Source organism: Stenotrophomonas mexicanensis, assembly GCF_032911605.1.
GTDB lineage: Bacteria > Pseudomonadota > Gammaproteobacteria > Xanthomonadales > Xanthomonadaceae > Stenotrophomonas > Stenotrophomonas maltophilia_A.
This window is the reverse complement of record NZ_JAWJTG010000008.1, coordinates 73,955-86,190: the sequence shown is the minus strand read 5'-3', so window position 1 is coordinate 86,190 and position 12,236 is coordinate 73,955. Positions and strand designations below refer to the sequence as shown.

11 protein-coding genes are annotated in these 12,236 nt (G+C 65.2%); 8 read left to right on the top strand and 3 right to left on the bottom strand.

The window, feature by feature from the left end:
- The first annotated feature begins 65 nt into the window (after nt 1-65).
- Nucleotides 66-1,976 carry a CocE/NonD family hydrolase gene (locus R1L06_RS05920; RefSeq protein WP_317217180.1) on the top strand — a complete coding sequence of 637 codons (1,911 nt, stop codon included), beginning with the start codon at nt 66-68 and terminating at the stop codon, nt 1,974-1,976.
- Between the two features lie 98 nt (nt 1,977-2,074).
- On the opposite strand, the gene R1L06_RS05915 is transcribed toward R1L06_RS05920, so the two are convergent.
- Nucleotides 2,075-2,539 (bottom strand): SMI1/KNR4 family protein, encoded by a 465-nt coding sequence (locus R1L06_RS05915; RefSeq protein WP_317217179.1) that lies wholly within the window; start codon nt 2,537-2,539, stop codon nt 2,075-2,077.
- A 219-nt stretch (nt 2,540-2,758) separates the two neighbouring features.
- Entirely contained in the window at nt 2,759-3,712 is a 954-nt protein-coding gene (locus tag R1L06_RS05910) for a helix-turn-helix transcriptional regulator (protein ID WP_049398445.1), read from the bottom strand.
- A gap of 446 nt (nt 3,713-4,158) precedes the next feature.
- On the opposite strand from R1L06_RS05910, the gene R1L06_RS05905 reads away from it, so the two are divergent.
- The 6 genes from R1L06_RS05905 to dld all read left to right on the top strand — a co-directional run bounded on the left by R1L06_RS05905 (nt 4,159) and on the right by dld (nt 11,063).
- Nucleotides 4,159-4,917, top strand: coding sequence for an SDR family NAD(P)-dependent oxidoreductase (locus R1L06_RS05905; RefSeq protein ID WP_049398446.1), 759 nt, complete (start codon nt 4,159-4,161; stop codon nt 4,915-4,917).
- A 147-nt stretch (nt 4,918-5,064) separates the two neighbouring features.
- Nucleotides 5,065-5,517, top strand: a complete 453-nt coding sequence (locus R1L06_RS05900) for an MgtC/SapB family protein (protein ID WP_005410036.1) — start codon at nt 5,065-5,067, stop codon at nt 5,515-5,517.
- A gap of 222 nt (nt 5,518-5,739) precedes the next feature.
- The gene (gene lldP / locus R1L06_RS05895) at nt 5,740-7,398 is read left to right on the top strand and encodes an L-lactate permease (RefSeq protein WP_132810342.1); all 1,659 of its coding nucleotides are present in this window, start codon (nt 5,740-5,742) and stop codon (nt 7,396-7,398) included.
- A gap of 53 nt (nt 7,399-7,451) precedes the next feature.
- Nucleotides 7,452-8,216: a transcriptional regulator LldR gene (lldR, locus tag R1L06_RS05890; RefSeq protein ID WP_317217178.1), complete on the top strand. Its 765-nt coding sequence runs from the start codon at nt 7,452-7,454 to the stop codon at nt 8,214-8,216.
- 4 nt (nt 8,217-8,220) lie between these two features.
- Nucleotides 8,221-9,360 (top strand): FMN-dependent L-lactate dehydrogenase LldD, encoded by a 1,140-nt coding sequence (gene lldD, locus R1L06_RS05885; protein ID WP_014037557.1) that lies wholly within the window; start codon nt 8,221-8,223, stop codon nt 9,358-9,360.
- Nucleotides 9,357-11,063 carry a D-lactate dehydrogenase gene (gene dld / locus R1L06_RS05880; RefSeq protein WP_317217177.1) on the top strand — a complete coding sequence of 569 codons (1,707 nt, stop codon included), beginning with the start codon at nt 9,357-9,359 and terminating at the stop codon, nt 11,061-11,063. Before lldD ends, dld begins: the two co-directional genes overlap by 4 nt.
- A gap of 16 nt (nt 11,064-11,079) precedes the next feature.
- On the opposite strand, the gene R1L06_RS05875 is transcribed toward dld, so the two are convergent.
- Nucleotides 11,080-11,286 (bottom strand): hypothetical protein, encoded by a 207-nt coding sequence (locus R1L06_RS05875; RefSeq protein WP_317217176.1) that lies wholly within the window; start codon nt 11,284-11,286, stop codon nt 11,080-11,082.
- Here R1L06_RS05875 and R1L06_RS05870 point away from each other — a divergent pair.
- Nucleotides 11,285-12,169 carry a hypothetical protein gene (locus R1L06_RS05870; protein WP_317217175.1) on the top strand — a complete coding sequence of 295 codons (885 nt, stop codon included), beginning with the start codon at nt 11,285-11,287 and terminating at the stop codon, nt 12,167-12,169. The two genes, R1L06_RS05875 and R1L06_RS05870, sit on opposite strands and share 2 nt — an antisense overlap.
- Nucleotides 12,170-12,236 lie beyond the last annotated feature (67 nt).

Here is a 12,236-nt window from a genome sequence, read left to right as displayed (position 1 = left end):
ACGCCCACACTTCACGGCTCAAGGCAGGAGTAGGCTTGAGGCTTTCCTGCCGGGAGGGGTTGTCCATGCGTGTGCGTGCCGTCGCTGTAGCCATTGCCCTTTGCCTGTCCAGCACCGTGCTGGCCGCCGAAACCCCGCCGATGACCCCGGATATCAGCGGCAAGCCCTTCGTTGCCCCTGATGTCGGTCGTGACTACGACAAGCGCGTGGTGATGGTGCCGATGCGCGATGGCACCAAGCTGTATACGGTGATCGTGGTGCCCAAGGGCGCGCGCAATGCCCCGATCCTGCTCACCCGCACGCCTTACGATGCTGCCGGCCGCGCCAGCCGCAGTGATTCGCCGCGCATGCGCGACCTGCTGCCGCAGGGCGACGAGGTATTTGTCGATGGCGGTTACATCCGCGTATTCCAGGACATCCGCGGCAAGTACGGCTCCGAGGGCGATTACGTGATGACCCGGCCGCTGCGCGGACCGTTGAACAACACCAAGGTGGACCACTCCACCGACGCCTGGGACACCATCGACTGGCTGGTGAAGAACGTGCCGGAGAGCAACGGCAAGGTCGGTATGCTCGGCTCGTCGTACGAGGGCTTCACCGTGGTGATGGCGTTGACCGACCCCCACCCGGCGCTGAAGGTGGCCGCGCCGCAGAGCCCGATGGTGGATGGCTGGATGGGCGACGACTGGCTCAATTACGGCGCGTTCCGCCAGGTCAATTTCAACTACTTCGCGATGCAGACCGAGAAGCGCGGCAAGGGCACGCCGCTGCCCAGCCTCGGCTATGACGACTACAGCACCTTCCTGCGCATCGGTTCGGCCGGCGACTACGCGCGCTTCACCGGCGTGGACCAGCTGACCTGGTGGAAGAAACTGGTGGAGCACCCGGCCTATGACGGCTTCTGGCAGGGCCAGGCGCTGGACGTGGTGATGGCGAAGACGCCATTGAAGGTGCCGACCATGTGGCTGCAGGGTCTGTGGGATCAGGAGGACATGTGGGGTGCCAACCACGCCTACCAGGCAATGGAAGGGCGCGACAGCGGCAACAACCGCAACTATCTGGTGATGGGGCCGTGGCGGCACAGCCAGGTGAACTACAGTGGCAGCGAGCTGGGCGCGCTGAAGTTCGATGGTGATACCGCGCTGCAGTTCCGCCGTGATGTGCTCAAGCCGTTCTTTGACCAGTACCTGGTGGACGGTGCGCCGAAGGCGGATACGCCGCCGGTGCTGATCTACAACACCGGCGAGAACCACTGGGATCGCCTGAAGGGCTGGCCACGCAGCTGCGACAAGGGTTGTGCTGCCAGCAGCAAGCCGCTGTACCTGCGTGCTGGCGGCAAGCTGGCGTTCCAGGCACCGGCGGCGGGCGAGGGCGACTTCGAGGAATACGTGTCCGACCCGGCCAAGCCGGTGCCGTTCGTGCCGCGTCCGGTGCGTTTCGGTGACCGCGACATGTGGACCACCTGGCTGGTCAAGGATCAGCGCTTCGTTGATGGCCGCCCGGACGTGCTGACCTTCATCACCGAACCGCTGACCGCGCCGCTGCGCATCGGCGGCGCGCCGGTGGTGCACCTGCAGGCCTCGACCAGCGGCACCGACAGCGACTGGGTGGTGAAGCTGATCGACGTGTATCCGGACCAGGAAGCGTCGACGCCGGAGATGGGCGGTTACGAGCTGCCGGTGTCGCTGGCGATCTTCCGTGGTCGCTATCGCGAGAGCTTCAGCGATCCGAAGCCGCTGGCGGCGAACCAGGTGCTGCCGTACCGCTTCGACCTGCCCAACGCCAACCACACTTTCCAGAAGGGGCACCGGGTGATGGTGCAGGTGCAGTCCAGTCTGTTCCCGCTGTATGACCGCAACCCGCAGACCTACGTGCCGAACGTCTACCTGGCCAAGCCCGGCGATTACCAGAAGGCCACGCAGCGGGTCTGGCATAGCGCGGCGCAGGCCAGTTACATCGATCTGCCGGTGTATTGAGGCCCACAGGGTGACGCCGGGCATGGCCCGGCGCTACCTTGGCCCGCGCGATGCACGACGGCTTTGGTAGTGCCGGCCGCTGGCCGGCGTTTCTATGCTCAAGGATAAAGGTTGTCGCTCGTCAGCAGCCCACTGTCGAACTTCCGAAAGAGTTCGGCAATTGATTCGGCGATGGGCTTTCCCCGGCTGATGTCGAGATCGCCCAGATCGAATGAGACGATCTGTCCGCGACTGAGCGGGCAGAGATCGAGCGCGATGAGCGTCGATCCACCGTCCGTTCCAATGCCCATCAGGTAGTCGCCAAGATAACGATGGATCTGGTAGCAGCGGTTGAGCTGAATGATGCTGGAGATGGACCATAGGTCGACATAAGCATGAGGGAACACGCAGCGCCCACCGTTTGACCAACGCAGGAGCTGTATGAAGTCCTCTGGAATCGCTGCCTCGCTCCAATGTGCCTGTAAGCTGCGTAGATCGTCCGCATGCGCGCCTGTCTCGGGTAGCCATGGACTTTGGATGCATCGGATGAAGTAAGGCGTGCTTGGTTGATCTCGATTGTCCACGAGAAGTCCCTGTAGTCAGCCTTACTACGATGGCGCGGCCCATCTTTGGCGGCAATGGGCATATGCGACATGCGCAGAGATGTGTCGGAAATATGATCGCTTCCAGCGCGTGTCGACCAAGGTCGACACCTACCAGAGCGAAGCCATGGCAGGTTGATTAGGCGGCTGCGGTCGTGCCGGCCGCTGGCCGGCATCCGCGATGGCGTGAAGCAGAAGCTGCTATCCGACCTTTGAGGGCCCGGTGCGCCAGCGGCTGGGTACCAGGCCGAAACGCTTACGGAATGCAGCCGCGAAGTTGCTGGGGTGGCGGTAACCACTGGCGGCCGCAGCCTGCTCGACAGTCCAGCCGTCCTCGCGCAGGCCCTGCTCGGCGTGGCGCATGCGTTGTTCGTGCAGGTAGTCGAACACCGAGCAGCCGTACTGCTGGGCGAAATGACGGCGCAGCGAACTTGGGCTCATGCAGGCCAGCTGGGCCAGTTCGATCAGACTATGCGCGTGGCTGGGATCGTCATGCAGGTAGGCACGCACGCGCTCCAGGCGCTCGCGCTGGCCAGCCCGCAGCGTTCGCACATGATCGGTCTGCAGATCCTCGGCCTTCAGCCCAACGGCCAGCAGCTGCAGTGCGACGCCTTCGCGCCACAACGCGTCGATGCCGTCCTCCCATGGGCTTTCGAACAGCTGGCCCAGCACCGGCAGCAGGGTATGCGGAATGGCCCAGTGGCGGCATTCCAGGTGGGTGTTGAGCGCGGTCTCCAACTGTGGCAGCTGGAACAGGTCCGGATCGATCTGGCCGGGCACCATCACGCTGACGCCGCGCATGCGCGTTTCGCCAGGATGCGCACCCGTCATCTCAACCTGTTCGCGGTGGTGCGCGGTCATCGCCGTACCAGCACGCAGGGTGAAACCACCGCGTCGCGGAATGCGCACATCGACCTGGCCCTGCAGCATCACGCGGATGGCCAGGCCGGGACTCTGCTGGGCGGTGGCGACATAAGGGAAGCGATTATGGACGTCGGAGGCGATCAGGCTCATGCCGCCGCGCAGGAACTGCTCGTTGACCTCGCCATGGCCGGCCCACTGGTCGTCACGCAGGTGTTCCGGGTCGGCGCGGTAATCGAAGCCATGGCGGTGGCCGAAGCGGCGGTAATCAGCAAAAGTGAAATATCGGGACATCGCTCGGCACGTGCTTTGGAGGTGGACGCTGGCATTACCTCGCCCACGCGCTCTGCAATGCAGATGCAGATCCCGTCGTTACCCGTGCAGACATGCTGGGAAGCAGGGGCGTGGGCACGCTGGATAGTGGGGGAACACCAGGTTGAATGGAATGTGTCGAAGAAACTGGAAACGTTTCCCATTGTCGCCTTGATTCGCGCGCTTTTGATTTCAATATGGTCAAAACGATTGACGATTACGGCCAAAGTGAAAATGCCGCCGAACATACGCCAGCGTTTTGCATGCATATCCGTACGCAATTCCATACATCAACTTGAGTTGAGGTTTCATGGCTGGAACGATCACCCGTAGACGCGATGTCGGCCGGGCCATCACGAGCGGGCGCGTAGGGTGGGGCGGTTGGCCATTGCAGGTCACATCGATACCCCCACTGATGGAGAACGCAGATGATTGACTACCAGCTCACCGGCAAGACCGCGATCGTGACCGGCGGCGTGTCCGGTATCGGCCTGGCCGTGGCGCAGACGCTGGCCGCATCCGGTGCCCGTATTTCGGTCTGGGACCTGAAGCAGGATGCAGTCGATGCCACCGTGACGCAGCTGCGCAGTGCCGGTGCACAGGCCATCGGCATTGCGCTGGACGTTACAGACGACGCGGCCGTGGAGGCGGCGGTGCAGCGCACGATCAAGGAACTCGACGGCCTGCATGTGGCAGTCAACAACGCCGGTATCGGCGGGCCGGCCGCAAGCAGCGGTGACTATCCGATCGATGGCTGGCAGCGGGTAATCGACGTCAACCTCACCAGTGTGTTCCTGTGCCAGCGTGCGCAGATCCAGGCGATGCGCACGGCCGGAACCGGTGGCAGCATCATCAACATGGCCTCGATCCTGGGCCAGGTGGGCTATGCCGGTTCCACCGCGTACGTGGCGGCCAAGCACGGCGTGGTCGGGCTGACCCAGACCGCCGCCTGGGAGCATGCGGCCGACGGCATCCGTGTCAACGCGGTCGGCCCGGGTTTCATCAGCACACCACTGCTGGAGAAGATGGATCCCAAGGTGCGCGCCACGCTGGAAGGCCGCCACGCGTTGAAGCGGCTGGGCACGGCCGAGGAAGTGGCGGCGCTGGTTGCCTGGCTGGCCAGCGACGACGCCTCGTTCGCGACCGGCACATACTATGCGATCGATGGTGGCTATCTGGCGCAATGATCGAGTGCGTGAAGGTTACGTATGGCGATGGCCAGTAGATCCAGGCCATGCGTGGATGAGCGCATGCGGTGAAGAGGGCGTGCCATCGTCTTCACCGCCATCCCACGGCTGCCGAGCAACGCTCCGGGAAACGCCCGGAGCCTGCCCATGGAACTCACCCAGGATGTCTCGATCCTGCTGCGCGTGGCCGCAGCAATGCTGTTCGGCGGCGTGCTCGGTGTCGAGCGCGAGATGGGCAAGCACGCTGCGGGCCTGCGCACCCACATGCTGATTGCCGGCGCTGCTGCGCTGATTGTTGGACTCGGCGATTCAGTGGCAGAGCACTTCCAGCAGGAGCGTTACCGCGACCTGCTGCAGGTCGACCCGGTGCGCCTGATCGAAGCCGTGGTCGCCTGCGTCGGCTTCGTTGCCGCCGGCACCATTCTGCGTGGGTCACGCGAGGATCAGGTCAGCGGCCTGACCACGGCCAGCTCGCTGATCATGGCGGCGGCCATCGGCATCGCCGTGGGCATCGGCAAGTACGTGATTGCCATCGGGGTGAGCGTGCTGTGCGTGCTGGTGCTGGCGGTGATGCGGCGGTTGGAGAAGCGGATTTCGTAGGGAATCTCGAGTTGCCGGCAAGCGGCCGGCACTATCACGGGATCTAAATGGTCGGACCAATATGACATCTAGCCCTATGGTCTAATAGGCGCTTCGTCGGAGCGGCGGTTAAATCCGCTGCAAGTGGTCTGATCGAAATCATTATTGGTAATACCAATAATCGACGACCATGGCGACCCACCGCCTGCGGTGGAGCACATTCCGCCCCAGTCGAGAGCCCCCATGCAGCCCTGGCAACACCTGTACGACCCCGCCGGCAACCTGTGGTTGTCCAGTCTGATCGCGCTGCTGCCGATCGCGTTCTTCTTCGTCGCCCTGGCCGTGCTGCGCATGAAGGGCTGGCTGGCCGGCACGATCACCGTGGCCATCGCGCTCGGCGTCGCCCTGCTGTTCTACCGCATGCCGCTGAGCCAGGCGCTGGGCGCGGCCGGTTTCGGCTTCGTCTACGGCCTGTGGCCGATCGCCTGGATCATCATCGGCGCGGTATTCCTCTACAAAGTCTCGGTCAAGACCGGGCAGTTCGACATCATCCGCGCCTCGATCCTGTCGGTCACCGAGGACCAGCGCCTGCAGATGCTGATGGTCGGCTTCGCCTTCGGTGCCTTCCTGGAGGGTGCAGCCGGTTTTGGTGCACCGGTGGCGATCACCGCGGCACTGCTGGTCGGGTTGGGCTTCAAACCGCTGTATGCCGCCGGCCTGTGCCTGATCGTCAACACCGCGCCGGTCGCCTTTGGTGCGATGGGCATTCCGATCATCGTGGCCGGGCAGGTCACCGGTCTGGATGCCTTCGAGATCGGCCAGATGGCTGGGCGCCAGCTGCCGTTCCTTACGATCATCGTGCTGTTCTGGATCATGGCGATCATGGACGGCTGGCGCGGCATCAAGGAAACCTGGCCGGCAGTGCTGGTGGCCGGTGGTTCGTTCGCCATCGCGCAGTATCTGACCTCCAACTTCATCGGCCCGGAGCTGCCGGACATCACCGCGTCGCTGGCCTCGCTGGTCTGCCTGACGCTGTTCCTGCGCCGCTGGAAGCCGGTGCGGATCTTCCGTTTCGATACCGAAACCAGCGCCGAGGCGGCCGCACAGGCGCTGGAGGCGCCGCGCTACAGCGTCGGCCAGATCGCCAAGGCATGGTCGCCGTTCCTGATCCTCACCGCGATGGTCACGCTGTGGAGCATCAAACCGTTCAAGTCGCTGTTCGCGGCGGACGGCCCGCTGGAAAGCTGGGTGCTGAAGATCCCGGTGCCGGGCCTGGACCAGATGGTGCAGAAGATGCCGCCGATCGTGGATGCACCGCTCAGCTACGAGGCGATCTACAAGTTCGACTGGTTCTCGGCCACCGGCACCTCGATCATCCTCGCCGCTGTGATCGCCATCATCGCGCTGCGCATGCCGGCCCGTTCGGCGCTGCAGACCTTCGGTGAGACCGTGCGTGAGCTGCGCATGCCGATCTACTCGATCGGCATGGTGCTGGCCTTCGCCTTCATCGCCAATTACTCGGGCCTTTCGGCGACGCTGGCGCTGGCACTGGCGCACACCGGTGATGCGTTCCCGTTCTTCTCGCCGTTCCTGGGCTGGTTGGGCGTGTTCCTGACCGGCTCGGATACTTCGTCCAATGCCTTGTTCTCGGCACTGCAGGCGACCACCGCGCAGCAGATCGGCGTGTCCGACGTGCTGCTGGTGGCGGCCAACACCACTGGCGGCGTGACCGGCAAGATGATCTCGCCGCAGTCGATCGCCATTGCCTGCGCGGCGGTCGGCCTGGCCGGCAAGGAATCGGACCTGTTCCGTTTCACGGTCAAGCACAGCCTGATCTTCACCACGATGGTCGGCCTGATCACCCTGGCCCAGGCTTACTGGCTGACCTGGATGATTCCCTGAGCCATGCACGGTCAGCCGACCACCCGCTGCGCGCTTCGGGCCACAATGACGCCATGAGCACGCAACGTATTTCGGACAAGGTGGCCGCGCAGCTGCGCGGCCTGGTGCAGGAACAGCGGCTGCAGCCGGGTGACCGGCTGCCGGCCGAACGCACCCTGGCGGTGCAGCTGGGGGTCTCGCGAACGGCGCTGCGCGAGGCCATCGCGCAGTTGGCCAGCCAGGGCCTGCTGACCGCACGGGTCGGTGGCGGCACCTACGTGGCCAAACCCGCGGCGCGCGCGCGGCAGGCGCTGGATGAACCGCTGGCGCCGTACTTGCCGCTGTTCCAGGGCGACCCGGAATACCGCTTCGACGTGCTGGAGATCCGCCACGCGCTGGAAGGTGCCACCGCCTGGCATGCAGCGTTGCGCGCCACCGATGAGGATCGTACGCGCATCGCGCAGGCCTTCCAGACCATGATGGACGCGCACGGCAAGGACGATCCCGCCGGTGAAGCCGAGGCCGACGCGGCCTTCCACCTGTCCATCGCCGAGGCCTCGCACAACCTGGTGCTGCTGCAGGTGATGCGCGGCCTGTTCGACCTGCTGCAGACCAACATCTCGCAGAGCCGCGAAAAGCTCTACACCTCGGCGAGGACCTTCTCGCCGTTGTCCGACCAGCACCGCGAGATGATGGACGCGGTGCTGGCCGGCGACCCCGAACGCGCGCGCGCCGCCGCGCATGCCCACCTCGAGTTCGTGCACACCACGCTGCGCACCCTCGATGACAACGAAGCCCGGCGTGCGCGGGCCTCGCGTCTACCTTCCCCACACGGTTGACCCCATGATCATCTCCGCCTCCACCGATTACCGTGCCGCAGCGCAACGCCGGCTGCCGCCGTTCCTGTTCCACTACATCGATGGCGGCGCGTATGCCGAGCACACGCTGAAGCGCAACGTTTCCGACCTGTCCGACATCGCGCTGCGCCAGCGCATCCTGCGCAACATGTCCGACCTGAGCCTGGAAACCGAACTGTTCGGCGAAACGCTGGCAATGCCGGTGGCGCTGGCGCCGGTCGGCCTGACCGGCATGTATGCCCGACGCGGTGAAGTACAGGCGGCGCGCGCGGCCGACAGTCGAGGCATCCCGTTCACCCTGTCCACCGTTTCGGTGTGCCCGATCGAGGAAGTGGCACCGGCCATCCAGCGGCCGATGTGGTTCCAGCTGTATGTACTGCGCGACCGTGGCTTCATGCGCAACGCGCTGGAGCGGGCGCAGGCCGCGGGCGTGACCACCCTGGTGTTCACCGTGGACATGCCGGTACCAGGCGCGCGCTACCGCGATGCACACTCCGGCATGAGTGGACCGAATGCCTCGCTGCGCCGCATCGGCCAGGCCATCACCCATCCGCACTGGGCGTGGGACGTGGGCCTGTTCGGCCGCCCGCATGATCTGGGCAACATCTCCACCTACCGCGGCAACCCGACCGGGCTGGAGGATTACATCGGCTGGCTGGGCAGCAACTTCGATCCCTCCATTTCGTGGAAGGACCTGGAGTGGATCCGCGAGTTCTGGAAGGGCCCGATGGTGATCAAGGGCATCCTCGACCCGGATGACGCGCGCGATGCGGTCAAGTTCGGCGCCGATGGCATCGTGGTCTCCAACCACGGCGGCCGCCAGCTCGATGGCGTGCTGTCCACTGCGCGTGCTTTGCCGGCGATTGCCGATGCGGTGCAGGGCGACCTGAAGATCCTCGCCGATTCCGGCATCCGCACTGGCCTGGACGTGGTGCGCATGCTGGCACTGGGCGCCGACACCGTGCTGCTGGGCCGTGCCTTCGTCTACGCGCTGGCCGCGCAGGGCGAGGCCGGCGTGGCCAACCTGCTGGACCTGATCGCCAAGGAAATGCGCGTGGCGATGACGCTGACCGGCGCGCGCCGCATCGCCGACATCGGTCGCGATTCGCTGGTCAGCCTGCCATGAGTGGCCACGATGCCGTGCTGGCGCAGTTGCGCGATGCGGTCGGCAACCGCCATGTACTGACCGGCGACAAGGCCACCCGCCGTTTTCGCCGTGGCTACCGTTTCGGCGACGGCCCGGTGCTGGCGGTGGTGCGCCCGGGGACGCTGCTGGAGCTGTGGCGTGTTCTGCAGGCGGCGGTGCAGGGCGGAGCGGCGATCATCCTGCAGGCGGCCAACACCGGCCTGACCGGTGGCTCGACCCCGGATGGCAACGACTATGGGCGTCCTATCGTGCTGGTCAGCACGCTGCGCCTGACCGGCATCCAGCTGTTGAACGAGGGCCGCCAGGTGCTGTGCCTGCCCGGCGCGACGCTGGACCGCCTGGAGCAGACGCTGGCACCGCTCGGCCGCGAACCGCATTCGGTCATCGGCTCGTCCTGCATCGGTGCGTCGGTACTCGGTGGCATCTGCAACAACTCCGGCGGCGCGCTGGTGCGCCGTGGCCCGGCCTACACCGAGCTGGCACTGTATGCGCAGGTCGATGCGCAGGGCCAGCTGCAGCTGGTCAACCATCTGGGCATCGCGCTGGGCGATACGCCCGAGCAGATCCTGCAGCGCCTGCAGGCGGGTGACTACCGTGCTGCCGACGTTGGGGACGGCGATGGCCGCGCCGCCTCCGATCCACGCTACGCCGAGGAAGTGCGCCGGGTCGATGCCGATACGCCGGCACGCTTCAATGCCGACCCCAGCCGCCACTTCGAGGCAGCGGGGTCTGCCGGCAAGCTGGCAGTATTCGCGGTGCGCCTGGATACCTTCGAGAAGGAGGCCGCCGAGGTCTTCTATATCGGCAGCAACCGCACCGACAGCCTCACCGCGATCCGGCGCCAACTGCTGACCGGCTTCGAACGCCTGCCGATTGCCGGCGAGTACATCCACCGCGATGCCTATGACATCGGCGAACGCTACGGCAAGGACAGCTTCCTGTTGATCGACCGCCTTGGCACCGCCCGCGTGCCGGCCGCCTTCGCATTGAAGAGCCGGGTTGATGGCTGGTTCGAGCGGCTGGGCCTGCGCGGCGTGACCGACCGGGTGATGCAGGTGCTGACCGGCCTGCTGCCCTCGCACCTGCCCAAGCGCATGGGCGAGTTCCGCCAGCGCTACGAGCATCATCTGCTGCTGAAGGTCTCCGCGCAGGACGCCGCGGAAACCGAGGCCTGGCTGCGCGGCTTCTTCGCCGACCATGAGGGCGGCTACTTCCACTGCACGGCCGATGAGGGGCGCAAGGCGTTCCTGCATCGCTTCGCTGTGGCTGGCGCCGCGGTGCGCTACCGCGAGGTACACCGCGACCAGGTGCAGGACATCGTCGCGCTGGACATCGCCCTGCGCCGCGATGATGCCGACTGGTTCGAGCAGTTGCCGGTCGATATCGATGGCCGCCTGCTGCACAAGCTGTATTACGGGCACTTCCTGTGCCACGTGTTCCACCAGGACTACATCGCGCGCAAAGGCGAAGACCCGATGGCGATCGAGCATGCGATGTGGGCGTTGCTGGACCAGCGTGGCGCCGAGTATCCAGCCGAGCACAACGTCGGCCACCTGTACCCGGCCAAGCCGGCGCTGGCCGGGTTCTACAGGCAGCTGGACCCGAGCAATACGTTCAATCCGGGCATCGGCCAGACATCGAAGGCGAAAGGGTGGGGTGGCTGCGACTGTAGTAGGCATTGACGGATACAACGTGGCTTTACTGTAGAGCCGAGCCTATGCTCGGCTGCAATTCCCGACAGGCACAGTCGAGCAAGCTCGACTCTACAAATGCAAACTCGAGCAAGCTCGACTCTAAAAATGCAAAGTCGAGCAAGCTCGACTCTAAAAATGCAAAGTCGAGCAAGCTCGACTCTACCGGAGCAGCGGTTACCATCTGGATTCCACGAGCAGGAATCTCATCCATGCCCCCCGTCCTTGCCCGCACGACCGTGTGCGTTGCACTGCTGGCCACCCCGATGCTGACGCTGGCGCAGGGCTCGATCCTGCCGCAGCAGCGTGACGCTGCGGGCAACGTGATGGAGCCGTTGGGGCAGGTGCTGATCGCCAATGAGACGGGGCCGGTGGGGCTCTACGAGTGCACGCGGGACGGCATCTGGTGCGTGCGCGTGCAGCCGGTTGCCAAAGATGGTGACCGGCCGACCGTGCTGGAAGTACTTGAGAAGGAACCGGGCCAGGGCACGCCACACACCTACCACGTCAGCATCGACGTGCCGCAGGAAAGCGAGCTGTCGCTGTGGCCGTGGATCGTGCGGCTGGCACCTGGCGTGGGCAGCGATGAACCGGTGACCGACCCGCAGCAGCGCGCCCGCCAGAATGTGCTGGTGGGTGGCATCGTCACGTTCAGCGCCATGTACTCCGGAGGAGGTGCCGACGCATCCACGCTGCAACTGGCACGCGTGCGCCACCTGCAGGACGACATCCAGGTGGACGACGACGTGTTGACCGTGCCATGGCTGGGCAATGCGATGATCCGCGCCTGTTTCAGCGAACAGGACATCAAGCAGCGCGCAGGTGCCTGCCATGACGAATACGGCTTCTCGGCGAAGCTGGCGCTGGATACGGTCGCCGAGGGCATGCCGGTGCTGCGCTACCAGACCGTGGCGACCCGGTTCCCGGCCGGTGTTTCGCGCTTCGAGGATTCGCTGGCCAAGGGGCCGTTGAAGAAGCAGGATCTGCGCACCGAGCAGGACCCGGCGTGCACCTACACGCGGCTGTTCCGCTTCAGCGATGGGGTATTCCACCCCGACCAGGCGCTGCCGGATTGCGCGGGGTATACCGAACCCTGAACCTTGTAGAGCCGGGCCTACGCTCGGCTGGTCTTCGGATGCGCCGCGCGAAAAGCCAGTCGAGCAT

Bases quoted from the DNA above. Each gene is read 5' to 3' on its own strand.
- R1L06_RS05920 (WP_317217180.1), top strand. From the start codon at position 66: ATGCGTGTGCGTGCCGTCGCTGTAGCCATTGCCCTTTGCCTGTCCAGC.
- R1L06_RS05910 (WP_049398445.1), bottom strand. From the start codon at position 3,712: ATGTCCCGATATTTCACTTTTGCTGATTACCGCCGCTTCGGCCACCGC.
- R1L06_RS05905 (WP_049398446.1), top strand. From the start codon at position 4,159: ATGATTGACTACCAGCTCACCGGCAAGACCGCGATCGTGACCGGCGGC.
- R1L06_RS05900 (WP_005410036.1), top strand. From the start codon at position 5,065: ATGGAACTCACCCAGGATGTCTCGATCCTGCTGCGCGTGGCCGCAGCA.
- lldP (WP_132810342.1), top strand. From the start codon at position 5,740: ATGCAGCCCTGGCAACACCTGTACGACCCCGCCGGCAACCTGTGGTTG.
- lldR (WP_317217178.1), top strand. From the start codon at position 7,452: ATGAGCACGCAACGTATTTCGGACAAGGTGGCCGCGCAGCTGCGCGGC.
- lldD (WP_014037557.1), top strand. From the start codon at position 8,221: ATGATCATCTCCGCCTCCACCGATTACCGTGCCGCAGCGCAACGCCGG.
- dld (WP_317217177.1), top strand. From the start codon at position 9,357: ATGAGTGGCCACGATGCCGTGCTGGCGCAGTTGCGCGATGCGGTCGGC.
- R1L06_RS05870 (WP_317217175.1), top strand. From the start codon at position 11,285: ATGCCCCCCGTCCTTGCCCGCACGACCGTGTGCGTTGCACTGCTGGCC.
- R1L06_RS05875 (WP_317217176.1), bottom strand. From the start codon at position 11,286: ATGGATGAGATTCCTGCTCGTGGAATCCAGATGGTAACCGCTGCTCCG.